At 75.9% G+C, this 20743-nt stretch carries 19 protein-coding genes; 7 read left to right on the top strand and 12 right to left on the bottom strand.

Going from position 1 to position 20743, the window contains the following annotated elements:
* Positions 1-172: 172 nt before the first annotated feature.
* A complete protein-coding gene (locus IE170_RS13480) occupies positions 173-1816 on the bottom strand; it encodes a DNA repair helicase XPB (protein WP_189809589.1) in 1644 nt (547 codons plus the stop codon).
* Between the two features lie 180 nt (positions 1817-1996).
* Here IE170_RS13480 and IE170_RS13475 point away from each other — a divergent pair, with 180 nt between their 5' ends.
* Positions 1997-2458 carry a GNAT family N-acetyltransferase gene (locus tag IE170_RS13475; RefSeq protein WP_189809588.1) on the top strand — a complete coding sequence of 154 codons (462 nt, stop codon included), beginning with the start codon at positions 1997-1999 and terminating at the stop codon, positions 2456-2458.
* A 98-nt stretch (positions 2459-2556) separates the two neighbouring features.
* On the opposite strand, the gene IE170_RS13470 is transcribed toward IE170_RS13475, so the two are convergent.
* The 3 genes from IE170_RS13470 to IE170_RS13460 form a co-directional block, all read right to left on the bottom strand.
* Complete coding sequence (locus tag IE170_RS13470) at positions 2557-3834, bottom strand: hypothetical protein (RefSeq protein ID WP_189809587.1); 1278 nt, start codon at positions 3832-3834, stop codon at positions 2557-2559.
* A gap of 264 nt (positions 3835-4098) precedes the next feature.
* Positions 4099-4725 carry a DUF4291 domain-containing protein gene (locus IE170_RS13465; RefSeq protein ID WP_189809586.1) on the bottom strand — a complete coding sequence of 209 codons (627 nt, stop codon included), beginning with the start codon at positions 4723-4725 and terminating at the stop codon, positions 4099-4101.
* 83 nt (positions 4726-4808) lie between these two features.
* Positions 4809-7289, bottom strand: coding sequence for a helicase C-terminal domain-containing protein (locus IE170_RS13460; protein ID WP_189809585.1), 2481 nt, complete (start codon positions 7287-7289; stop codon positions 4809-4811).
* 85 nt (positions 7290-7374) lie between these two features.
* On the opposite strand from IE170_RS13460, the gene IE170_RS13455 reads away from it, so the two are divergent.
* On the top strand, positions 7375-8388 hold the full coding sequence (locus IE170_RS13455; protein WP_189809584.1) for an HAAS signaling domain-containing protein: 1014 nt from the start codon (positions 7375-7377) through the stop codon (positions 8386-8388).
* A 235-nt stretch (positions 8389-8623) separates the two neighbouring features.
* A complete protein-coding gene (locus IE170_RS13450) occupies positions 8624-9295 on the top strand; it encodes an HAD family hydrolase (RefSeq protein ID WP_223856232.1) in 672 nt (223 codons plus the stop codon).
* A 46-nt stretch (positions 9296-9341) separates the two neighbouring features.
* Here IE170_RS13450 and IE170_RS13445 read toward each other — a convergent pair whose 3' ends face one another.
* Positions 9342-9608: a hypothetical protein gene (locus tag IE170_RS13445; protein WP_189809582.1), complete on the bottom strand. Its 267-nt coding sequence runs from the start codon at positions 9606-9608 to the stop codon at positions 9342-9344.
* Positions 9609-9796: 188 nt separating this feature from the next.
* Between IE170_RS13445 and IE170_RS33375 the strand changes: the two genes are divergently transcribed.
* Positions 9797-10180 (top strand): cold-shock protein, encoded by a 384-nt coding sequence (locus tag IE170_RS33375; protein ID WP_189809581.1) that lies wholly within the window; start codon positions 9797-9799, stop codon positions 10178-10180.
* A gap of 106 nt (positions 10181-10286) precedes the next feature.
* On the opposite strand, the gene IE170_RS13435 is transcribed toward IE170_RS33375, so the two are convergent.
* The 4 genes from IE170_RS13435 to IE170_RS13420 form a co-directional block, all read right to left on the bottom strand.
* Positions 10287-11168: a 1,4-dihydroxy-6-naphtoate synthase gene (locus IE170_RS13435; RefSeq protein ID WP_189809580.1), complete on the bottom strand. Its 882-nt coding sequence runs from the start codon at positions 11166-11168 to the stop codon at positions 10287-10289.
* Positions 11134-11880: a futalosine hydrolase gene (locus tag IE170_RS13430; RefSeq protein WP_189809579.1), complete on the bottom strand. Its 747-nt coding sequence runs from the start codon at positions 11878-11880 to the stop codon at positions 11134-11136. Before IE170_RS13430 ends, IE170_RS13435 begins: the two co-directional genes overlap by 35 nt.
* 14 nt (positions 11881-11894) lie before the next feature.
* Positions 11895-12380 carry a DUF2771 domain-containing protein gene (locus IE170_RS13425; RefSeq protein WP_189809578.1) on the bottom strand — a complete coding sequence of 162 codons (486 nt, stop codon included), beginning with the start codon at positions 12378-12380 and terminating at the stop codon, positions 11895-11897.
* Between the two features lie 322 nt (positions 12381-12702).
* Positions 12703-14076, bottom strand: coding sequence for an MFS transporter (locus tag IE170_RS13420; RefSeq protein WP_189809577.1), 1374 nt, complete (start codon positions 14074-14076; stop codon positions 12703-12705).
* Between the two features lie 383 nt (positions 14077-14459).
* Between IE170_RS13420 and IE170_RS13415 the strand changes: the two genes are divergently transcribed.
* Together IE170_RS13415 and thpR are read left to right on the top strand one after the other, a co-directional pair.
* The gene (locus IE170_RS13415) at positions 14460-15368 is read left to right on the top strand and encodes a DUF3027 domain-containing protein (RefSeq protein WP_189809576.1); all 909 of its coding nucleotides are present in this window, start codon (positions 14460-14462) and stop codon (positions 15366-15368) included.
* Between the two features lie 293 nt (positions 15369-15661).
* A complete protein-coding gene (gene thpR / locus IE170_RS13410) occupies positions 15662-16213 on the top strand; it encodes an RNA 2',3'-cyclic phosphodiesterase (RefSeq protein WP_189809575.1) in 552 nt (183 codons plus the stop codon).
* Between the two features lie 196 nt (positions 16214-16409).
* On the opposite strand, the gene IE170_RS13405 is transcribed toward thpR, so the two are convergent.
* Entirely contained in the window at positions 16410-17399 is a 990-nt protein-coding gene (locus tag IE170_RS13405; RefSeq protein ID WP_189809574.1) for an aldo/keto reductase, read from the bottom strand.
* A gap of 57 nt (positions 17400-17456) precedes the next feature.
* A complete protein-coding gene (locus IE170_RS13400; protein ID WP_189809573.1) occupies positions 17457-18158 on the bottom strand; it encodes a GDSL-type esterase/lipase family protein in 702 nt (233 codons plus the stop codon).
* Between the two features lie 78 nt (positions 18159-18236).
* On the opposite strand from IE170_RS13400, the gene IE170_RS13395 reads away from it, so the two are divergent.
* On the top strand, positions 18237-19325 hold the full coding sequence (locus IE170_RS13395) for a WD40 repeat domain-containing protein (protein WP_189809572.1): 1089 nt from the start codon (positions 18237-18239) through the stop codon (positions 19323-19325).
* A 58-nt stretch (positions 19326-19383) separates the two neighbouring features.
* Here the strand turns inward: IE170_RS13395 and IE170_RS13390 are convergent, their stop codons facing one another.
* Positions 19384-20733, bottom strand: coding sequence for an MFS transporter (locus tag IE170_RS13390; protein WP_189809571.1), 1350 nt, complete (start codon positions 20731-20733; stop codon positions 19384-19386).
* Positions 20734-20743: the final 10 nt, after the last annotated feature.

The raw sequence follows: 20743 nt of genomic DNA, 5'->3' as shown, positions 1-20743 counted from the left end.
GGTCCGCTCGCGCGCCGGGGCCGGTCGGGGCGGCGTGTCCGAACGCGGGGCCGGGCGGGGGCCGTCCCTTCCGCCCGAGCGCGGGGGCGTGCAGGCGCGGGCCGTTCCGCCCTGGTGCGGGGAGGGCGGGCGCGGGGGCCGCCCCGCTCCGGGGTCGGTGCGGGGGGCTGGGTCAGTCCTCCGTCAGTACGTCGTCGGCGTCCATGATCCGGTAGGCGTAGCCCTGCTCGGCCAGGAAGCGCTGCCGGTGTGCGGCGAAGTCCTGGTCGATCGTGTCGCGCGCGACGACCGAGTAGAAGCGGGCCTCGTGTCCGTCCGCCTTCGGCCGCAGCACCCGGCCGAGGCGCTGCGCCTCCTCCTGCCGGGACCCGAACGTTCCCGACACCTGGATGGCGACGGTCGCCTCCGGCAGGTCGATGGAGAAGTTAGCGACCTTCGACACCACCAGGACGCTGATCTCGCCCTCGCGGAACGCGTCGAACAGCTTCTCCCGCTGCGCGTTGGAGGTCTCGCCCTTGATGACGGGCGCGTCGAGGTGCTCGCCGAGCTCGTCGAGCTGGTCGATGTACTGCCCGATGACGAGGGTCTGCTCGCCGCGGTGCTTGCGGACCAGCGCCTCGGTGACCTTCCGCTTCGTCGCCGTCGTCGCGCAGAAGCGGTACTTCTCCTCCGTCTCGGCGGTGGCGTACGCGAGCCGCTCCGACTCGGTCAGGTTCACGCGGACCTCGACGCAGTCGGCGGGTGCGATGTAGCCCTGCGCCTCGATCTCCTTCCACGGGGCGTCGAACCGCTTCGGCCCGATCAGCGAGAACACGTCCGACTCGCGGCCGTCCTCGCGGACGAGCGTGGCGGTCAGGCCGAGGCGGCGGCGGGCCTGGAGGTCGGCGGTGAACTTGAACACCGGCGCGGGCAGCAGGTGCACCTCGTCGTAGAGGATCAGGCCCCAGTCCCGGGAGTCGAACAGCTCCAGGTGCGGGTAGACGCCCTTCCTCTTGGTCGTCAGGACCTGGTAGGTGGCGATGGTGACCGGCCGGATCTCCTTCCGGGTGCCGGAGTACTCGCCGATCTCGTCCTCGGTCAGCGAGGTGCGGCGGACCAGTTCGTGCTTCCACTGGCGGGCCGAGACGGTGTTGGTGACCAGGATCAGCGTCGTCGCCTTGGCCTTGGCCATCGCTCCGGCGCCGACGAGCGTCTTGCCGGCGCCGCACGGCAGGACGACGACACCGGAGCCGCCGTGCCAGAACCCCTCGACGGCCTGCTGCTGGTAGGGGCGCAGCGCCCAGCCGTCCTCCTCCAGCTCGATCGGGTGCGCTTCGCCGTCGACGTAGCCGGCGAGGTCCTCGGCGGGCCAGCCCAGCTTGAGCAGCGTCTGCTTGATCTGCCCGCGCTCGGAGGGGTGCACGGCGACGGTGTCGGGGTCGATGCGTGCGCCGACCAGCGGGGCGACCCGCTTGGAACGCAGGATCTCCTCCAGCACGGGCCGGTCGGTGGTGGTGAGCACCAGCCCGTGCACGGGGTGCTTGGACAGGGTGAGGCGGCCGTAGCGCGCCATGGTCTCGGCGACGTCGACGAGGAGGGCGTGCGGGACCGGGTAGCGCGAGTACTCGACGAGCGCGTCGACGACCTGCTCGGCGTCGTGCCCGGCGGCCCGCGCGTTCCACAGGCCGAGCGGGGTGATCCGGTAGGTGTGGATGTGCTCGGGGGCCCGCTCGAGTTCGGCGAACGGGGCGATGGCACGGCGCGCGGCCCCGGCGAGCTCGTGGTCGACCTCAAGCAGGAGTGTCTTGTCGCTTTGGACGATAAGAGGCCCATTCACCTGGCGTGAGTCCTTCCGGCAGAGTGACCCCCCGTTTGCGGACGGCCAAACCTCCAGTCTGCCGCATCGCGGCCCGCGCCGGGGCGTACGCCTACCGGGCGGCCGGGGCCCGGCGGGGATGGTGCGGCGGGCGGAAAAATCGTTGGCGGGCCGGGGAAGGCCGCTGCCTAGGGTCGGCGCATGACTGATCGTGTTTCCCTTGTGCCGGACGGGTTCGAGGTGCCGCTGGAGCTGGCCGGCGACGGGTTCCGGCTGGAGCCGCTCGGCGAGCAGCACAACGAGCGGGACCTCGCCGCCTGGAGCGGCAGCATCGACCACATCCGTGCCACGCCCGGCTATCCCGACGGCTCCTGGCCGCCGGCCGAGGGCATGACCGCCGAGCGGAATCGCGCCGATCTGGCCCGGCACGCGCGGGACTTCGCGGACCGGTTCGGGTTCACGTACAGCGTCCTGGACGGCGACGACGTCATCGGCTGCGTCTACATCTACCCGAGCGACAAGCACCCGGACGGGGTGGAGGTCAGCTCCTGGGTGCGGGCCGACCGGGCCGAGCTGGACCGGCCGCTGTACGCGGCGGTGTCCCGGTGGCTCGCGGAGGCGTGGCCGTTCGAGCCGGGGCGGATCGTGTACGCCGCCCGGTGAACGCCCGGAGGGCCCGGCACGTGGGTGCCGGGCCCTCCGGGGCGCCGCGGGGTGTCAGGGGTGTGCGGCAGGGTGTCGAGCCGGGTCGGGTCGGTGGGTCAGGAGTGGGTCGCCTTGCGGCGGCGGGCGCCGAGCCAGGCAGCGGCCCCGCCGGCGGCGATCAGCGCCGCGGAGAGCGCGGCGAACAGGCCGGTGCGGGAGTCGGCTCCGGTCGCGGCGAGGGAGCCGGAGGAGCCGCCGGTGGTGGTCGTGGTGGTGGTCGTGGTGCCGGCCGTCGCGGTGGCCGTCGTGGACGGGCTCGGCGACGGGGAGGCGGACGCGGACGCGGACGTGCTCGCCTTCGGCGTCGGCGAGGGCGACGGCGAGGCCGGGGCGGCCGGCGCCAGCTGGATCTTGGTGACGGCGGAGGCGAACGGCACCGTGTTGCCCTCGGCGTGCGCGAACTCGGCGGTCACGTTGAACTCGGTGCGCTGCGTCGCCTTCGCCGTCGGGCCGAGCTTGACCTGGAGGCGGACGGAGCGCTCGCCGGAGGCCGCGCCGAAGCCCTTGGCGGTGCGCGGCAGCTCGAAGTTGCCGCTCTCGCCCTTCAACTGCCGCCACGTTCCGTCCACCCGGGCCCGCACCTCCAGGCCATCGGTGTCGGCGGGCTTGGGGCCGCCGATCCGCAGGAACGTCGCCAGTTCGGTGTCGAAGGTGCCTTCACCGTTGGCGCGGTACTTGAGGTCGAGCTCGCGGCAGTCGGCGCCCGTGCTGCCCTCGCAGGGGGTGGCCGGGGTGAACTCGGTGGTGAACTTCCCGGCCTTGACGGCCGGGTCCGTCTTGAAGGTGAGGGAGGCGCGACCGCCGGGCGCCAGCTCGCGGGCGTAGGTGGAGGCCTCCATCGTCAGGTCGCCGTTGTTGGTGGGGTAGCCCTTGCCGAGGCCGACGGTGACCTTCCAGCTGAGCTTGCCCTTCGCGGGGACCTCGAAGCCGTCGCCGACCTTCTTGCCCTGCGGGTGGAACAGGCCCTGCCAGCCGCCGTCCTGCTGTCCGACGGCCGCGTCCGTCGCCGGGGCGTCGACCGCCTCGACCTTGAAGGACACGTCCTCCGCCCGGAGGTGGCTGGGGCCGGCGGGCAGGCCGTGGATCCACGGGTGGAAGGGCGCGGCCTTGTCGGAGGGGTTGGTCACCGTCAGCTCGAAGGTGCTCGCCGTGCCGCCGCGGGTGAGCGGGCCGCTCGGGGCGGGCGTGCCCAGCGAGATCTTCAGGGCGCCGCCCTCCTCGGCCGGAGCGGCGTACGCGGCCGGCTGCATCAGCACGGTGCCGGCGACGGCGGCGACGAGTGCGGTGGCGGCAGCGGCGAAGGCGGGGCGGCGGGCGGCGGTGCGAGCGGACATGGCGGTTCTTTCCCGGGGATCGGATGGGGTGGGTGTGCCGAGAGCGGCGGACTCGCCGGGGCGGGGGTGCGGGGTGCGGGAGGTCACTCCCGGCCGGGCCCTGCCTCCGGGGCGGCCGCCTTTGCGATGTTCCGATCTTCACACGCGGCTGATCCCCATTCCAACCCCCGTTTGTCACTGCTGTGCAACAGCCCCGGAGGTAGCAGCCACCGCCCCTGACCTGCAAGAACGGTATGAGCCAGTCCGCTTTCGGCGGGTCCCGTCCTACGCTCCCAGGTGCTCCAGCGTCCCCGCCGGATACGGCGTCTCGACGGGCAGCAGCGCCCGCGCCGCGCCCAGGTCGCCGGCCTGGACGAGCGCCCGGATCTCCGCGGCCAGCGGCGTCACGTCGCGGATCGAAACGGTCCACTCGTCGGCGTACGCGCGCGAGGCGGGCCCGGACAGGCCCAGCTGGAGCGAGCGGTGGGGCAGCGGGTTCAGGCGCAGGTCCCGCTCGGGGTCCCACTGGACGCGGACCGGCGAGCGGCGCACCGCCTCCTGCCACGCCTCGCGGTCGCGGTGGGTGCGGGGCTCGTAGTGCGAGAGGCAGGCCCGGCGCAGTGCGTCGTCGAAGCCCTCGCGGGTGATCTCGACGGCGAGGACGGTCTCCTGGTCGGTCTTGGTCGCCCAGCCGCAGCGGTACATCATCCACAGGAACGACGGCTTGATCCAGGTCATCCGCTCGCGCTTCCAGGCCGGCGGGAAGCGGCCGTCGCGGGCCGCGGGCAGCCCGAGGGAGGGCGCGTACGCCTGGTAGACGGTGACGGTGCCGGCGGTGTGGGCGGCGCGGATCTGCCGGTACGGGACGGGGGCGGCGGCCTTGTCCGGCGCCGGGCCTGCGGTGTCGTGCATGGGGCCAGCCTGCGGGGCGGCGGCGTGCGCCGGCCACCGGTTTTCGCTGCGGTCCCTTCTCCCGCGGGCCCGTTGACGTGCCCTCAGACCTGGTCGTCGGCGAGTTCGGCGACCCCGGTGATGCGGTGCAGGGCGAACGTGCGGACCTCGTCGGCGGTGTGGTCGTAGCCGGTGACGAAGCCGCCCTCCACGCGCACCGGCGCGATGACGCGCTGGCTGGCCGCGCCCTCCGCGTTCACGTACCCGATCCACACCACCGACCCGGTCAGCGCGGCCGCCTGCACGGTGGCGAGGGTCTCCGCGGCGCTGGTGCGCGGCAGCTCGCCCGCAGCGGCCCCGCCCCCGCCGGCCGTCGCCGCGGCCGCCGCCGGCTCCTTGCGCACGGCCGTCGCCGCCAGGTCCCCGGCGCGAATGGCCCGTACGGCCGCGGCCAGCAGGGTCTCGTCCGGCAGCGGCGGCCCCTCCGGCACCGGGACGGGCTTGGCGCGCGCCGGGGTGCGGCGGGCGTCGGCCCGCGCCACGAGCACGTCGCCGGTGTGCGATTCGGCGGCCGGGGCGTAGCCCATGGCCCGCAGTCCGTCGAGCAGCGCGCCCGGATCGGCCTGCGCGGCGAGCACGGTCGGCGCGAGGCGGCGCAGGCCCAGGGAGGCGGAGCGCTTGTCGGCGAGGATCTCGCCGAGCAGGGCGTCGTCGTCGCAGCGGACGTACGAGGATGCGGCGCCGACGCGCAGCCGGCCGTGGCGCCGGGCCACGTCGTCGATCAGGTACGACAGCGGTTGCGGGACGGGGGTGGCGCTGTGCTCGGCGAGGAACGCGTGCAGGTCGGAGGCGGTGTGCCCGCCGTCGAGGGCCCGGCGCACCGAGCCGGGCGTGAACCGGTAGACGGTCGCGCCGCCCTTGGACTCCACGTCGGCGAGGACGGCCAGCACGTCCGCGAGCGGCCGGGCCAGCGGGCCGGGCGCGACCGCCGTCAGGTCGGCCTGGAGCAGGACGCGGTCGACGGGCTCGGGCAGCAGCGGCGCCAGCGGCTGCGCCGGGTCCCGGTGCTCCAGCAGGGCCCGGCCGGGCGCGGAGAGCGCCCCGCGGCCGGTGACGCCGAGGAGTTCGGCCTCGGTCAGGGTCAGGCCGGCGAGGCGGGCCCGCAGCTCGCTCGTCCCGCGGACGGGCCGCTCCCAGGAGAGCCGGTCGAGGAGGGACTGCGGGTCGGGGGAGGCGCCTTCGGGGAGAGCGGCGAGGAGTTCGAGGACGCGCCGGCGGACCTCGGGGGCGGCGGACCGGTCGAGGCCGGGGCCGAGCGGGGCGAGGGTGCGGCCCTTGGGGTCCTGCTCGCCGACGGCGCCCGCGGCGCGGGTGGCGGGCAGCCACGCCCCGGCGAGGGCCGACCACCGCTCGGCGGGCGGCAGCTCTCGCCAGTCGTCGAAGGCGGGAGTGGGGCCGTACCGTTCGTCGACCTCGCCGTCGGCGGCCAGGAGCCCGGCGGCGTAGGCGAGTTCGATCCAGAAGGCGGCGGTCGGCTCGTCCGCGTCGAGTGCGGCCGCGGTGCGCTTCAGGTCGCGTACGGACAGCCCGCCGGCGCGCAGGACGGGCGGTCCGGCGTGCTCCCAGGACTTCACCAGCTCCTCGACGGTCGCGAGCGCGGCCAGGGCCTGCCCGGCCGCGTTGGCGTCGACGAGCGGGGGACGGTGCTCGCGCTGCACCGCCACCTCCGGCGCGACCGGCTCCGGGGTGCGGTGCGCGAGGCCGCCGCGCAGGTGGAGGGCGACCTCGCGGGGCAGCACCACGGTCCGGGTCGTCGCGGGCAGCAGCAGTCCGCGGTCGCGCAGCCAGCGCACGGGCGGCGCCGGGTTCGCGGTGACCTCCCCGTACGGCGGCCCCCACACGAGCCGGTCCAGCACCTGGCGGGCCTCCGGCGGGGCCTGGTCCAGCAGGGCGGACATCCGCGCCGGATCGGTGAACAGCCCGGTCAGCGCGGCCACCGCCGACACGGGGTCGTGGGTGGCGGGCAGCCCGGCCGCCGCGACGATCTCCTGGATCCGCGTCGGCGACATCCCCGCGGTGGCCTCGGCGACGGTCGGGCCGAGACCGGTAGGGGAGGGGCGGGAGGCGGAGGGGGCGAGGAGCTCGCGGGCGGTGCGCACCAGCCGCAGCTGCTCGTCGCCGCCCCATACGAGGGCCTGGTCGCGCAGCGTCGCGAGGGCGCGGGGGAGCGCGGCGCGGGTCCCGTTGCCGGGGGTGCCCCCGCCGGTGCCGGCGAGGAGGGATTCCAGCACCCCGTACGGGCAGGGGTCCGGGGCGACGGCGAGCGCCTCCGCGGTCTGCAGCGCGAACCGGTCCAGCCGGTCGAGGGCGCGCACCACGGAGGCGCGGGTCCCGGCGCGGGTGGCGAGCTGCGTCACGTCGCCCGGGACGGGGCTGAGGAGGTCCGGGCGGGCGTGCAGCAGGGCCGCCAGCGCCGCGTCGTCACGGGCGCGCAGCGCCTCGGCGAGGGAGCGCGGGGCGCCGTTCGCTGCGGTGCTGCTCGGTTCAGGCACGGTCGCCTCCTGGTCGCATGGGCCGGTCCCCATCCGGCCAACGGTATCCGCTGCGCCGTCGCGGGCTCCACGGGCGCACGCGCTACATTGCGGGCAGGGCGCCGGGGAGGATGCGGGCATGGGGATCGAAAGCGACCACCTCGTCTACGAATACCTGAGCCGGGTCGGGGACTTGGCACAGCAGCGGCAGCTGCCGTCGGGCGACCGGATGCGGCTGGTGGCGGGGCTGCGGGACGAGATCGACCGGCGGCGGGCCCGGTACGAGCCGGAGACGCCGGCCGCGGTGCGGCGCATCCTGGAACGGCTCGGCACCCCGGAGGAGGTAGTCGACGGCGCGGGCCCCGGTCCCGGCCAGGCCGCGGACCCGGAGGAGGCCGCGGCGTCCGTACCCGCCCAGCGGGGACCCGACCGCCCGGACCGCCCGGCCCGCCGACTCCGGGCCAAGCCCGCGCCGCCCGAACCGCCCGCGGCGCAGGCGCCGGCGCCGCCGCACCTGGCGGGCCTGGCCGAACTCGGCTCCGACGACGGTGCGGAGCCCGACTGGTGGCGGGTCGCGCCGGGCCCGTACGGGACGGGACCGCAGGTGGAGGGCTTCGCCGGCGGCATCGAGATCCCGGAGCTGTTCTCCCGCCCGGAGGACCGGAACGGCGAAGGCGCGGCCGCGGCGAAGGTGCCGCCGCAGCAGGAGCAGAAGGAGAAGCAGACCCTCCTGCGCCACCTGTGCGAACGCCGCCGCGCCCGCAAGGCCGCCCCGGCCGCCCCCGCCGCTCCGGCCGCTCCGGCCGCGGCGCCGGCGCGCCCGAAGCCGCACGCGTTCCTGCTGCTCGCCGCGGCCGTCCTCGTCGCCGGCGCGGCCGCCGGCTCCTGGCTGCTGCTCGCCGGCGGCTGGCTGCTGGCGTACGCCTCGCGCGTGCTCGGGCCGGCGGAGCGCAAGGCGGTCGTCTTCGGGGTGCCGGGCGCGGTGTTCGCCGGGGCGGTGGTGTGGCTGTGGGGCCGGCTGGAGGGCCGGTGGGGCGCACCCCTGGCCGACGGCAGCGCGGGCGCGGTGTTCCAGGACATGTGGCCCTGGCTGGCCAGGACGGCCGCCGTCGCCTCGGCGGCCTACCTCCTGTGGCGCTCCCGCCGCCGCTGACGGCGTACGCCCTGAGCCTTCCCGCCCCTGACGGCCCGCGCCCCGAGCGGGCATCCGCCGCCGGGCCTTCACCGGTACCGGTCCGGCCTCGCGCCCCGGTCCGGCGCCCGCCGCCGGGTAGGCGCCCGCGCCGCGAGCCGGCATCCGCCGCCGGGCCTGCCGTGAGGCGGTATACCGGTACCAGGACGGATCCCGCCCTGCCGGCGCCCGCGCCCCCTTCGGCACAATGGCGCGCATGACCTCCGAGACGACCGCCGCCCCCGCCGGGTCCGCCGACACGGGCGTGCCCGCCCCTCTGACGGTCGGGTTCGACCTCGACATGACCCTCATCGACTCGCGGCCCGGCATCAGGGCCGCGTACGTGGCGCTGTCGGCGGAGACGGGTGTGTACGTCGACGCCGACGCCGCGGTGTCCCGGCTGGGGCCGCCGCTCGCCGAGGAGCTGGCGCACTGGTTCCCGCCGGAGGAGGTGGAGGCCATGGCGGACCGCTTCCGGGCTATCTACCCGGCCTTCGCGATCGAGCCGACGCACGCCCTGCCCGGCGCGCGGGAGGCGGTGGAGGCGGTGCGGGAGCTCGGCGGCCGCACCGTCGTCGTCACCGCCAAGCACGAGCCGAACGCCCGCCTGCACCTGGACCACCTCGGGATCCGCCCGGACGCGGTCGTCGGCTGGCTGTGGGCCGAGGCGAAGGCGGTGGCGCTGCGCGAGCACGGGGCGCAGGTGTACGTCGGCGACCACGTCGGGGACGTCCGCGGGGCGCGGGCGGCCGGCGCGGTGTCGGTCGCGGTGGCGACGGGGCCGTGCCCGGAGCGGGAGCTGCGGGAGGCGGGGGCGGACGTCGTCCTGCCCGACCTGACGGCCCTGCCGGCCTGGCTGGCCGAATTCGCCCGTATCCGGAACCCCTGACGGCCCCTCGGTCCGGGCCCTCGCCGGACCCGGGCCCGCACGCGGGCTACGCCCGCCCGTCCGCCCCGACGGCCGCGCGGGCTGCCCGGCGCTGGGCCGCCGCCGACCGCAGGACCCCGGCGGCGGAGATCGCGAAGCCGACGCCCATCAGCATGCACACCGCCCAGGCGTACGGCGGGAACGGGTCGATGTCCAGGAACAGCGGGGCCATCGTGGCCAGCGTGGCCAGGGCGCCCGCGATGAACACGACGCCGCCGGCCTTCACGAGGCCGTCGCCGGGCCGCGGTTCGTCGGGGTGAGGAGTAACAGTCACCCCACCAGGGTAGTTCCCTGGCCTGAGCGGCCGACAGCCGAAGACCCGGTGAAGGACCGGGGAACGTCTTGTCACCTGCTCAACGCCCACTAGCCTGGAGTCGGCGGGTCACCCATGGCCCGCTGCGCTGTTATCCGGAGCCGCCGCGGCGGCCCCGGACCCGACGAGCACAAGGACAGAGGACGGACGTGCCCACCGGCAAGGTCAAGTGGTTCAACAGTGAGAAGGGCTTCGGCTTTCTCTCCCGAGACGACGGCGGCGACGTCTTCGTGCACTCGTCGGTACTCCCGGCCGGGGTCGACGCCCTCAAGCCGGGCCAGCGGGTCGAGTTCGGCGTCGTCGCGGGGCAGCGCGGCGACCAGGCGCTGTCCGTGACGGTCCTGGACCCGGCGCCGTCGGTGGCGGCCGCGCAGCGGCGCAAGCCCGACGAGCTGGCGTCGATCGTGCAGGACCTCACCACCCTGCTGGAGAACATCACGCCGATGCTGGAGCGCGGCCGCTACCCCGACAAGGGCCACGGCACGAAGATCGCGAACCTGCTGCGCGCGGTCGCCGACCAGCTGGACGTCTGAGCCGCCGCCGGCCCCGCGCCGGCCGCCTCCCGCCCGCCCCGGTGCCCCGCCGCTCTCCGCGAGCGGCGGGGCACCGGCGTACGCACGCACGGGCGCGGGGCGCGGCCTACGGGAAGGCCAGCGCGTCCGGCGCCACCGCCGGGACCAGTCCCTCCGCCGCGGCCCGCGTCAGCAGTCCGCGGACCGCCGCGTACCCGTCCTCGCCGAGGTCGGCGGTGAACTCGTTCACGTACAGCCCGATGTGCTGGTCGGCGACGGCCGGGTCCAGCTCCTGCGCGTGCGCGCGCACGTACGGCCGGGAGGCCTCCGGGTCGTCCCACGCCATCCGCACCGAGGTCCGCGCCGACTCCGCCAGCGCGCGCAGGGTCTCGGCTCCCAGCGAGCGCCGGGCGATGATCGCGCCGAGCGGGATCGGCAGGCCGGTGGTGGTCTCCCAGTGCTCGCCCATGTCGGCGAGGCGGTGCAGCCCGTAGTCCCGGTACGTGAACCGCGCCTCGTGGATGACGAGCCCCGCGTCGACGCGGCCGTCGCGCACCGCCGGCATGATCTCGTGGAACGGCAGCACGACCACCTTGCCGATCCCGTCCGGCAGCACGTCCGCCGCCCACAGCCGGAACAGCAGGTAGGCCGTGGAGCGCTCGCTCGGCACCGCGACCGTCCGCCCCGCCAGGTCCAGGCCCGGCTCGCGGGCCAGCACCAGCGGCCCGCAGCCCCGGCCGAGCGCGCCGCCGCACGGCAGCAGCGCGTACTCGCCGAGCACCCACGGCAGGACGGCGTACGACACCTTCAGCACGTCGAGCTCGCCGCGCTCGGCCATGCCGTTGGTGACGTCGATGTCGGCGAAGGTGACGTCGAGGGCGGGCGCGCCCGGCACCCTCCCGTGCGCCCACGCGTCGAAGACGAACGTGTCGTTCGGGCACGGCGAGTAGGCGATCCTCAGCGCGGCGCCCGGGTCACGGTCGGCCGCGGTGCTCACGGCGGTGCTCATGCTGCTCTCCCCAGTGGACGAGTACGGGCCCCAGCGCGCGGAATCCCGCGGTGAGGGCGGCGAGCGCGTCCCCGATCCGCCAGGCGTCGCGGTCCCGCGGGCCGACGGCGTTGGAGATGCCGCGGACCTCCAGGACCGGCAGCCCGTGCGCGGCGGCGGCCTCGGCGACCCCGAAGCCCTCCATGGCCTCGGCGCCGGCCTGCGGGTGCCGGGCGGCGAGGGCGGCGGCGCGCTCGGCGGTGCCGGTGACGGTGGAGACGGTCAGGACGGGCGCCGGCAGCGCCCCGGCGGCCTCCGCGGCGTGCGCGGCGAGCTCGGCGGGCGGCAGGTGCACGCTCCGCCCGAAGCCGAGCTCCTGCACGGGGACGAAGCCGTCCGCGGTGTCGGCCCCGAGGTCGGCGGCGACGATCGCGTCGGCGACGACGAGGGAGCCGGGCGGCGCGGCCGGCTGGAAGCCCCCGCCGATCCCGGCGGAGACGACGAGCGCGTAGTCGCCGAGCGCGAGCGCCGTCGCCGTCGCGGCCGCCGCGGCGGCCGGGCCGACACCGCCGGCGAGCACGTCGGCGGCGAGCCCCGGCAGGTCGCGGCGCAGGACGCGGTAGCCGCCCGGCAGGGTGCGCGGCTCCGGCACCGCCGGATCCGGATGAGGGGTGAGCCCGGCGGCGACGGAGTCCGCCTCCGCCGCCACCGCGGTCACGATGAGCGCGCGCACCGGTGCCTGCGCGGCTACTTCAGCTTGACGTTGTAGGCCCAGACGGCGAGCGGCTTGCCCTCCGCGCTGACCTGGACGATGTTCAGCTTCTTCGAGGACGGGGCCTCGCCCTGGCCGCCGGTGGCGAAGATGTCGGCGCCGGGGAAGCTGCGGTAGGTGTTCGAGGACGGCTCGGTGATCGGCTGGCCGTCCAGGACCGCCTGCCAGCGCTTGCCGTCCTCGACGACCTCGGGCTCGACGCCCAGGCGCAGCGTGTCGCCGCGGCCGTACTCGACGGTCTTGGCGTCCTGGATGTCGGTGAGGCACTCCTGGACCTTCTCCATGGAGAGTTCCTTGGAGTCCTGGCAGGCGGCCTCGGCGGACACCGACGACGTGCCGACCGTCACGGTCGCGAGCGGCGTCGGCTTGTCGCAGGCCGAAAGGAGGAGGAGGCCGGCGGACACGGCTCCGAGAGCCGCGACGCTGCGGCGGCCCTTACCCGAGATAAGCGGTGCGGTCATGAGCCGAAGGCTATCGGGCCGGTCGCCCCGGCCGCCGCACGGGGTACCGCCGACCTGCGGCGTGCCGCCGCGCTCCGTCCCCCGCCCGCCGCAGCCTCCACCCGCCTGCCCGCCTGCCCGCCTGCCCGCCTGCCGCCCGGCCGCGCCTGCCCGCCCGGCCGCGCCTGCCCGCCCGCGCCTGCCCGCCCGGCCGCCTGCCCGCCCGGCCGCGGCTGCCCGCCATCTGGCGCCCGCCTGTCGGCCGTCCGCCTGTCGGCTCCCCCGCACACCGCCGCCCGGACCGCGTCATGCGACGCGCGCCCGGGCCGGCCCCCGGACGGCGTCACGCGGGCCGCGTGCGGGCCGAGCCCGGGCGGCTGGGGCCGGGCGCCGACAGCAGGCCCCGTACGGCCATCGCGGTGCCCGAGGCGACGATCGCCGCGGCCACCGACATGCCCAGCACCCCGTTCAGCGGAAGCACGATCCCGATCGCGCCGCCCAGCACCCACGCCACCTGCAGCAGCGTCTCCGAACGGGCGAACGCGGAGGTCCGGACCGACTCGGGGACGTCCCGCTGGATGGTGGCGTCCAGCGACAGCTTCGCCAGCGCCTGGCAGAACCCGGCCGTCGCCCCCAGCACGGCCACGAACACCCCGCTGAAGAACACCGCGGCCAGCACCGCCACCCCCAGCGCCAGAGACAGCACCGCCGCGATGATCGCCTCAGGGGCCCGTGCCCGCAGCCACGCCCCGACCGCCGTCCCCGACGCGTTGCCGATGCCCGCCGCCACGCCGACGATGCCCAGCGACACCGCCGCGCTCTGCCCGGACAGCGGGTGCTCCCGCAGCAGGAACGCCAGGAAGAAGATCAGGAAACCGGACAGGGCGCGCATCGCCGCGTTGGCCAGCAGCCCGCACAGCACCGAACTGCTGACCGTCCGCAGGCCCGGCCGGCGCGAACGCGGCTCGTGCGTCGACAGCACGACCCGCCGCTCGCCCTTGGCCTCGTCCACCTTGTGCGGCAGCCGGAACGCCGCGACCGTGCCCCCCACGAAGATCACGCACGCCCCGTACAGCGGCCACGGCGGCCCGATCGTGTGCAGTCCCGCCGCCACCGGCGCGGCCGCGCCCGTCGCGAGCAGGCCCGCGAGCGTCACCCGCGAGTTCGCCTTCACCAGGGAGAACCCGGCCGGCAGCAGCCGCGGCACCACCGCACTGCGCACCACCCCGTACGCCTTCGACGCGACCAGCACGCCCAGCGCCGCCGGGTACAGCTCGATTCCGCCGGTGGCGACCGCCCCGGACATCGTCAGCGCGAGCAGCGCCCGTGCCAGCATCGCCCCGGCCATCGCGGCGCGCCGCCCGTGCGGCAGCCGGTCCAGCAGTGGGCCGATCACCGGCGCGAGCACGGTGAACGGCGCCATCGTGATGGCGAGGTACAGGGCGACCCGGCCGCGGGCCTCGTCCGTGGGAACGGAGAAGAACACCGTCGACGCCAGCGCCACCGTGATCATCACGTCACCCGCGCCGTTGACGGCGTGCAGCTCGATCAGCTTGCCCAGGCCCGACTCGCCGGCCCCGTGCGCGTGCGTCGCGCGCCGGATCCCGCGCGCCGTACCGGTGACCGGCAGGTGCAGGGCACGCCCGACGGCCCGGCCGGCCCGCCTGGCCGGTCCCGGGCCGCCGCGCGACGACCGTACGGGTGCCACACCCGACATACTGCCCCACCGCCCCGGCGCCGACCCGCCGCCCCGGGGCTCCCGGGCGCGCCCCGGCACCCCCGCGGGGGCCGCCCGCGGCCGCGGTCCGGTCCCGTCCGCGCCGCCGCCTTGTCCGCGAATCGGACCTTGCATGTGGGCGAGGGGCTCCGGAGGAGGTAGCGTGCGTAGCGCGCCACCGGCGGTTGCTCTTGGCGGCGCGCCTCTTCGCGATCCCGCAGAATGGATGGCAGGTAGGTGCGCCCGGGACCGATCGGGTGCGGACGTCGACGCGGCCCCCAGGTCCGCTCCGCCCGCGCTTCGCACGGACAGGACCGACGGGTCGTTGTGGACGACGGTACGGACGGCGCACTCGTGAGACGGCGTAGGAGAGAACGAGACCTGTGAGTGCTGCGACGACGCGAAGCCGTACCCCCGACCGCCTGTGCGCCGAGGCGGTGGACCTCGCCCGCGGGGCGGCCGAGGAGCTCGCCGCGCCAGGAGTCGTGGGCGAGCACGTGGGCATGGTCGCGGAGGGCGACCGCGTCGTCACGCACTTCTTCGAGTGCAAGGACCCCGGCTACCGCGGGTGGCGGTGGGCCGTCACCGTGGCGCGCGCCTCCCGTGCGAAGTACGTCACCCTCGACGAAACGGTGCTCCTCCCCGGCTCCGACGCCCTCCTCGCCCCCGAATGGGTGCCGTGGAGCGAGCGCCTGCGGCCCGGCGACCTCGGCCCCGGCGACCTGCTGCCCACCGACGCCGACGACCTGCGGCTGGAGCCCGGCTTCACCGGCGAGGACGCGCCGCCGCCGAACTCGGCGGTCTCCGCGGAGATGGCCGAGCTCGTCGAGGCGGAGGACGCCGACGTCACCGACCGCACCGCCGTCCCGGTCCGCGGCTCCATCGCCGCGGTCGCCGAGGAGCTCGGCATGCGGCGCGCCCGCGTCCTGTCCCGGTACGGGCTGCACTCCGCCGCCGACCGCTGGGACGAGGCCTACGGCGCGAAGACCCCGATGGCGCAGGCCGCGCCCGCGTCCTGCGTCTCCTGCGGCTTCCTCGTCGCGATCGGCGGCTCCCTCGGGCAGGCCTTCGGAGTCTGCGCCAACGAGTTCGGGCCCGCCGACGGCCACCTGGTCTCCCTCTCGTACGGCTGCGGCGGGCACTCCGAGGCCGCCGTCATGCCGAAGCCGCTGCGGCCCGCCCCGCCGGTGCTCGACTCGATGGCGGCGGACGAGTTCCCGCTGCGGCCCGCCCCCGACACCGGCTCGGTGCCGTCGACGGACCTCCCGGCCGCGGACCTCGGCCACTCGTAACCGCCGGGCCGGGAGGCCCGAACGGCGCCGCACCGCGCGTCCGTTGGCGGCCCGCGGGCCAACGCGGCGGCCGCGCGCGGCGATTCGCCCCGTCACGGCCCACACGCCGTCGCGGCGCGCCGGGTTGGCCCAGGGGACGCCCGTACGCCGCGCCGGGCGCAACCCCGACCGGGGGGCGAACCCGGGACCCGCGGCCACAGCGCCTCGGCGCGGGAGTCCCCCGTACGCGGCCCGGGGCGCGCCCCGGGCGGATCGGCGGGCGGGCCCCCGCACGCGCGGGCTACGCTCGCGCCATGAGGCTGTTCGCCGCGGTGCTGCCGCCCCCGCAAGCCGTCGCCGAGCTGCGCCGGGCCCTGGAGCCCGTCCGCGACGACCGGCTGCGCTGGACCGGGGAGGACGGCTGGCACTTCACGCTCGCCTTCATGGGCGAGGTCGGCGACGCGCTCCTGCCCGACCTGCACGCCCGCCTGGAGCGGGCCGCCCACCGCACCGACCCCTTCACCCTCCGCCTGCACGGCTTCGGCCGCTTCGGCGACCGCGCCCTGTGGGCGGGCGCCGCCGGCGGCATCGACGCGATGCGGATGCTCGCCGAGCGGGCCGACGCGGCCGCCCGCCGGGCCGGCGTCCCCATGGACCGCCACCGCCGCTACACCGCCCACCTCACCGTCGCCCGCAGCGCCGGCGGCACCGGCCTGCGCCCGTACGCGGAGGCCCTCGCCGGCTTCGAGGGCACGCCGTGGCAGGTCACCGAGCTCAGCCTGGTCCGCAGCAACCTCCCGACGAGCGGCGTCCCCGGGGAGCGGCCGCGCTACGAGGTGGCCGGCGCCTGGCCCCTCGGCGGCTGACACCGGTCCGCGGAGGCTGCGGCCCGGCCCCTCGGTACGGGGACCGGCGGCGGCCGCGTTACGCTCGACGGGTGGATCCCAAGACCCGAAACCGCGTGATGGCCGGTGTGCTCGTGCTGATGTTCTTCGTCGTGGCAGTGGCGGCCGCCGTCGGACAGTAGAGCCCGCCGCCGGCGGCCGCCGTGCGCCGCCGGCCCTACCAGGCGAACGCCTCGGGAGCGGGGCCCGGCCCCGGGAACACCTCGTCCAGCCCGTCCAGCACCTCCTGGGACAGGTCCAGCTCCACCGCCCGCAGCGCGGACGCGAGCTGCTCCGGCGTCCGCGGCCCCACGATCGGCCCGGTCACCCCGGGCCGGGTCAGCAGCCACGCCAGGGCCACCTCGCCCGGCTCCAGCCCGTGCTTGCCGAGCAGGTCCTCGTACGCCTGCACCTGCGCCCGCACCGCCGTGTTCGCCAGCGCGTCCGCGGACCGGCCCGAGGCGCTGCGCCCGGAGGTCGCCGCCTTGCGGATCGCCCCGCCGAGCAGGCCGCCGTGGAGCGGGGACCACGGGATGACACCGAGCCCGTACTCCTGCGCCGCCGGAATCACCTCCAGCTCGGCCCGCCGCTCGGCCAGGTTGTACAGGCACTGCTCGCTGACCAGCCCGAGCCGCCCGTGGCGCGCCGCCGTCTCGTTGGCCTGGGCGATCTTCCAGCCGGGGAAGTTCGAGGAGCCCGCGTAGAGGATCTTGCCCTGCCGGACGAGGACGTCGACGGCCTGCCAGATCTCCTCGAACGGGGTCCGCCGGTCGACGTGGTGGAACTGGTAGAGGTCGATGTAGTCCGTCTTCAGCCGCTTCAGGCTGGCGTCGACGGCGCGGCGGATGTTCAGCGCCGACAGCCGGTCGTAGTTGGGCCAGGGCTCGCCCTCGGGGGCCATGCTCGCGTAGACCTTGGTGGCGAGGACGGTCTTCTCGCGGCGCCGGCCGCCCTGCGCGAACCAGGTGCCGATGATCTCCTCGGTGCGGCCCTTGTTCTCGCCCCATCCGTAGACGTTGGCGGTGTCGAAGAAGTTGACGCCGGCGTCGAGCGCGGCGTCCATGATGGCGTGGCTCTCCGGCTCGCCCGTCTGGGGGCCGAAGTTCATCGTGCCGAGTACGAGTCGGCTGACCTTGAGACCGGTGCGTCCGAGCTGTGTGTACTTCATGGGCCCAGCCAACTGCCTGCGTCCCGCCCGGGGCAAGTGCCCCCGCCGGGCGGTGCGTTACGGGCGGGCGTGGTCCGGGGCGGGCTCGTAGGGGGCGCCGATGCCCCAGGCCTGGTGGAGGACCGAGGCGAACTCGCCGGCCAGGCGGTGCTCGCCCGAGGCGTTGGGGTGGGTGCCGTCGTAGGTGTCGCGGTGGATGTCGTACCCGGCGGGGCGCGCGCCCAGCAGGATCGGCGAGGCGGGCGTCGACAGGTCGGCGACGGCCTTGGCGAGGAGCTCGTTGAAGCGGTCGACCTCGGCGGCGAACGGCGCGTCCGACTCGGCCCGCACGTTCGGGATGACGGGCAGCAGGACCATGCGGATGCGGGGCCGGGCGGCGCGTGCGGCGGCGATGAAGCGGCGGGCGTTGGCCGCTGTCTCGTCGGCGGCGGTGTAGAAGCCGAGGTCGATCAGGCCGAGGGAGACGAGCAGGACGTCGGCGCGGCTGTCGGCGACGGCGCCGCCGATGAGGGGCGCCATGTGCTGCCAGCCCTCGCCCCAGCCGGCGAGGTGGCGGCGGGCCCGCTCGGGGAAGCCGGGGTCGGCGTAGTCGTGGCTGGTGGGGGCGTCGTCGCGGGGGTCGTAGAGGCCCGTGCGGGGGCCGACGACGGCGTACGGGCCGCCGAAGGAGGCGTTCAGGTGCTGCCACATCCGGTAGCGCCAGGTGTAGTCGCCGGCGCGTCCGATGGTCATGGAATCGCCGACGAACATGAAACGCATCCGGTCATCATCGCGGATCACGCGCCGCGCGCCCCTGTGATGCCGGACACGCCGGGCGCCCCTGGCAGGCTTGGGCACATGCGCCTGCTGCCGTCCCCGCCCCCGCCCGTGTCCGCGCCCCCGCCCCGGCCCGCCCGGCGGGCCGCCGCCGTCGTCTGCGCCGTCGCCGTCCTCGCGTCGGCGCCGGCCGGTCCGGCCGCGGCGGCGGGAGGGGCGGCCGCGGCGAGCCAGTCCCCGGCCGCCGCCACCGGCTTCACCATCGCGGACCCGCGGATAAAGGAGTCGAGCGGGCTGGCCGCGAGCCGCGCCCACCCGGGCGTGTACTGGACGCACAACGACAGCGACGACGGCCCGTACGTGTACGCGGTCGACTCGGCGACGGGCAGGACGGTGGCCCGGCTGACCCTGGCCGGCATCGGCCGCCCCCGCGACGTCGAGGCGATCTCGCTCGGCCCCGACGGGCAGCTGTACGTCGGCGACATCGGCGACAACAGGGACGGCACCTGGGACCACGTCTGGATCTACCGCTTCCCCGAGCCCGCGAAGCTCGGCGACGCCACGGTGAAGGCCGAGCAGTTCACGGTGCGCTACGCGGACGGGCCGCGCAACGCGGAGGCGCTGATGGTGCACCCCGTGACGGGCCGGGTGTACATCGCGAGCAAGAGCGAGGAAAAGGGCGGCCTGTACGAGGGCCCCGAGAAGCTGTCCGCGTCGGGAGCCAACGTCTTCCGGCGGGTGGCGGACCTGCCGTGGGTGACGGACGGCGCGTTCTCCCCGGACGGTGCGAGCCTCACCCTGCGCGGCTACTTCTTCGCGAAGACCTGGGCGTGGAAGGACGGCCGGCCGCAGGGCGAGGGCGTGTCCGTGGCCGCGCCGTGGCAGGGCCAGGCGGAGTCCGTGACGTACAGCGCGGACGGGTCCTCGCTGATGTTCGGTGCGGAGGGCGCGAACAGCCGGGTGGTGGCCGTCCAGGTGCAGCCCGCGGCGGCCGGGGTGCCGGCCGGGCCGGGGGCGACTGCGGCGCCGGGCGCGCCGCCGGCCGCCGCTCCGGAGGGCGGTGGGGGCGGGGCGGGCGGCATGGGCCGCGGTGCGGCGGTGCTGGCGGTCGGCGCGCTGCTCGTCGTGGCGGGCCGGCGGCTGTTCCGCCGGCGCCCCCGCTCCTCGTAGAGGCCCTTGATCCCGCGGCCTGCCCCCCCGCGGCCGGTGACCCGTCCCCGGGCCCGGCTCAGGCCGCCTTGACCAGGTGGCCGCGGGGCCCGGCGGGGACGAAGACGACGCCGCGGCGGCTGACGCTGAGCCGCAGGTTGCCGACCCGGGAGAGGACGACGCCGATCGCGGCGGCCGCGGCGAGGGACACGAGGCCGCCCGCGGCCATGCCGGTGCGGGCCCCGTAGGTGTCGGTGACCCAGCCGACGAGCGGTGCGCCGATCGGGGTGCCGCCGGAGAACACCATCATGAACAGGGCCATGACCCGGCCCCGCATCTCGGGGTCGCAGGCCGTCTGGACGCCCGCGTTGGCGGTGACGTTCACGGTCAGCCCGAACATGCCGATCGGGACGAGCAGCGCCGCGAACAGCCAGAACGACGGCGCGAAGGCGGCCGCGACCTCCAGGACGGCGAACAGCACCGCCGCGGCGACCAGCATCCGCAGCCGCGAGGTGCCGCGCCGGGCCGCGAGGAGCGCCCCGGCGAGGGAGCCGGCCGCGAGCAGGGTGTTGAGCAGGCCGTAGGTGCCGGCGTCCGCGTGGAAGACGTCGGAGACGAAGGCCGTCAGCCAGATCGGGAAGTTGAACCCGAAGGTGCCGACGAAGCCGACGAGCACGATCGGCCAGAGCAGCTCGGGCCGCCCGGCGACGTACCGGACTCCCTCGCGGAGCTGGCCCTTGGCGCGGGGCTGCGGCGTGGTGCGGTGCAGTTCGGCCGGGCGCATCAGCAGCAGGGCGGCGACGGGCGCGGCGAAGGACAGTCCGTTCAGCAGGAAGGCCCAGCCGGAGCCGACGGCGGTGATCAGCAGGCCGGCGACCGCGGGGCCGACCAGCCGCGCGGACTGGAAGTTCGCCGAGTTCAGGCTGATCGCGTTGGCGATCTGGTCGCGGCCGACCATCTCGGAGACGAAGGTCTGCCGGGCAGGGTTGTCCACGACGGTGATCAGGCCGATCAGCAGCGCGGCGACGTAGACGTGCCAGACCTGGACGTGCCCGGCGAGCGTGAGCACGGCCAGCGCGACTCCGGTCAGGCCCATCAGGCTCTGCGTGGCGACGATCAGCGGCCTCTTGGGCAGCCGGTCGGCGAGGACGCCGCCGTAGAGGCCGAAGACCAGCATGGGCAGGAACTGCAGCGCGATGGTGATGCCGACCGCGGAGGCCGAGCCGGTCAGGGACAGCACCAGCCAGTCCTGGGCGATGCGCTGCATCCAGGTGCCGGTGTTGGACACGACCTGTCCCGTGGCGAAGAGCCGGTAGTTCCGGATCTTCAGCGAGCGGAACATCGAGGACTTCGTGCTCCGGCCCGCGGCGCGAGTGGTAGTGGTGGGTGTATGGCCGGGTGCGGAGGATGCTCCGTTTCCCGTACTCAAAGGCGTTCGC

The organism is Streptomyces toxytricini (assembly GCF_014649915.1).
GTDB classification, from domain to species: domain Bacteria; phylum Actinomycetota; class Actinomycetes; order Streptomycetales; family Streptomycetaceae; genus Streptomyces; species Streptomyces toxytricini.
This window is presented reverse-complemented; position numbering and strand designations above follow the sequence as displayed.

Bases quoted from the DNA above. Each gene is read 5' to 3' on its own strand.
- IE170_RS13435 (WP_189809580.1), bottom strand. From the start codon at position 11,168: ATGAGCACCGCCGTGAGCACCGCGGCCGACCGTGACCCGGGCGCCGCG.
- IE170_RS13475 (WP_189809588.1), top strand. From the start codon at position 1,997: ATGACTGATCGTGTTTCCCTTGTGCCGGACGGGTTCGAGGTGCCGCTG.
- IE170_RS13405 (WP_189809574.1), bottom strand. From the start codon at position 17,399: ATGAAGTACACACAGCTCGGACGCACCGGTCTCAAGGTCAGCCGACTC.
- IE170_RS13400 (WP_189809573.1), bottom strand. From the start codon at position 18,158: ATGCGTTTCATGTTCGTCGGCGATTCCATGACCATCGGACGCGCCGGC.
- IE170_RS13420 (WP_189809577.1), bottom strand. From the start codon at position 14,076: ATGTCGGGTGTGGCACCCGTACGGTCGTCGCGCGGCGGCCCGGGACCG.
- thpR (WP_189809575.1), top strand. From the start codon at position 15,662: ATGAGGCTGTTCGCCGCGGTGCTGCCGCCCCCGCAAGCCGTCGCCGAG.
- IE170_RS13450 (WP_223856232.1), top strand. From the start codon at position 8,624: ATGACCTCCGAGACGACCGCCGCCCCCGCCGGGTCCGCCGACACGGGC.
- IE170_RS13395 (WP_189809572.1), top strand. From the start codon at position 18,237: ATGCGCCTGCTGCCGTCCCCGCCCCCGCCCGTGTCCGCGCCCCCGCCC.
- IE170_RS13425 (WP_189809578.1), bottom strand. From the start codon at position 12,380: ATGACCGCACCGCTTATCTCGGGTAAGGGCCGCCGCAGCGTCGCGGCT.
- IE170_RS13455 (WP_189809584.1), top strand. From the start codon at position 7,375: ATGGGGATCGAAAGCGACCACCTCGTCTACGAATACCTGAGCCGGGTC.
- IE170_RS13460 (WP_189809585.1), bottom strand. From the start codon at position 7,289: ATGGGGACCGGCCCATGCGACCAGGAGGCGACCGTGCCTGAACCGAGC.
- IE170_RS13465 (WP_189809586.1), bottom strand. From the start codon at position 4,725: ATGCACGACACCGCAGGCCCGGCGCCGGACAAGGCCGCCGCCCCCGTC.
- IE170_RS13470 (WP_189809587.1), bottom strand. From the start codon at position 3,834: ATGTCCGCTCGCACCGCCGCCCGCCGCCCCGCCTTCGCCGCTGCCGCC.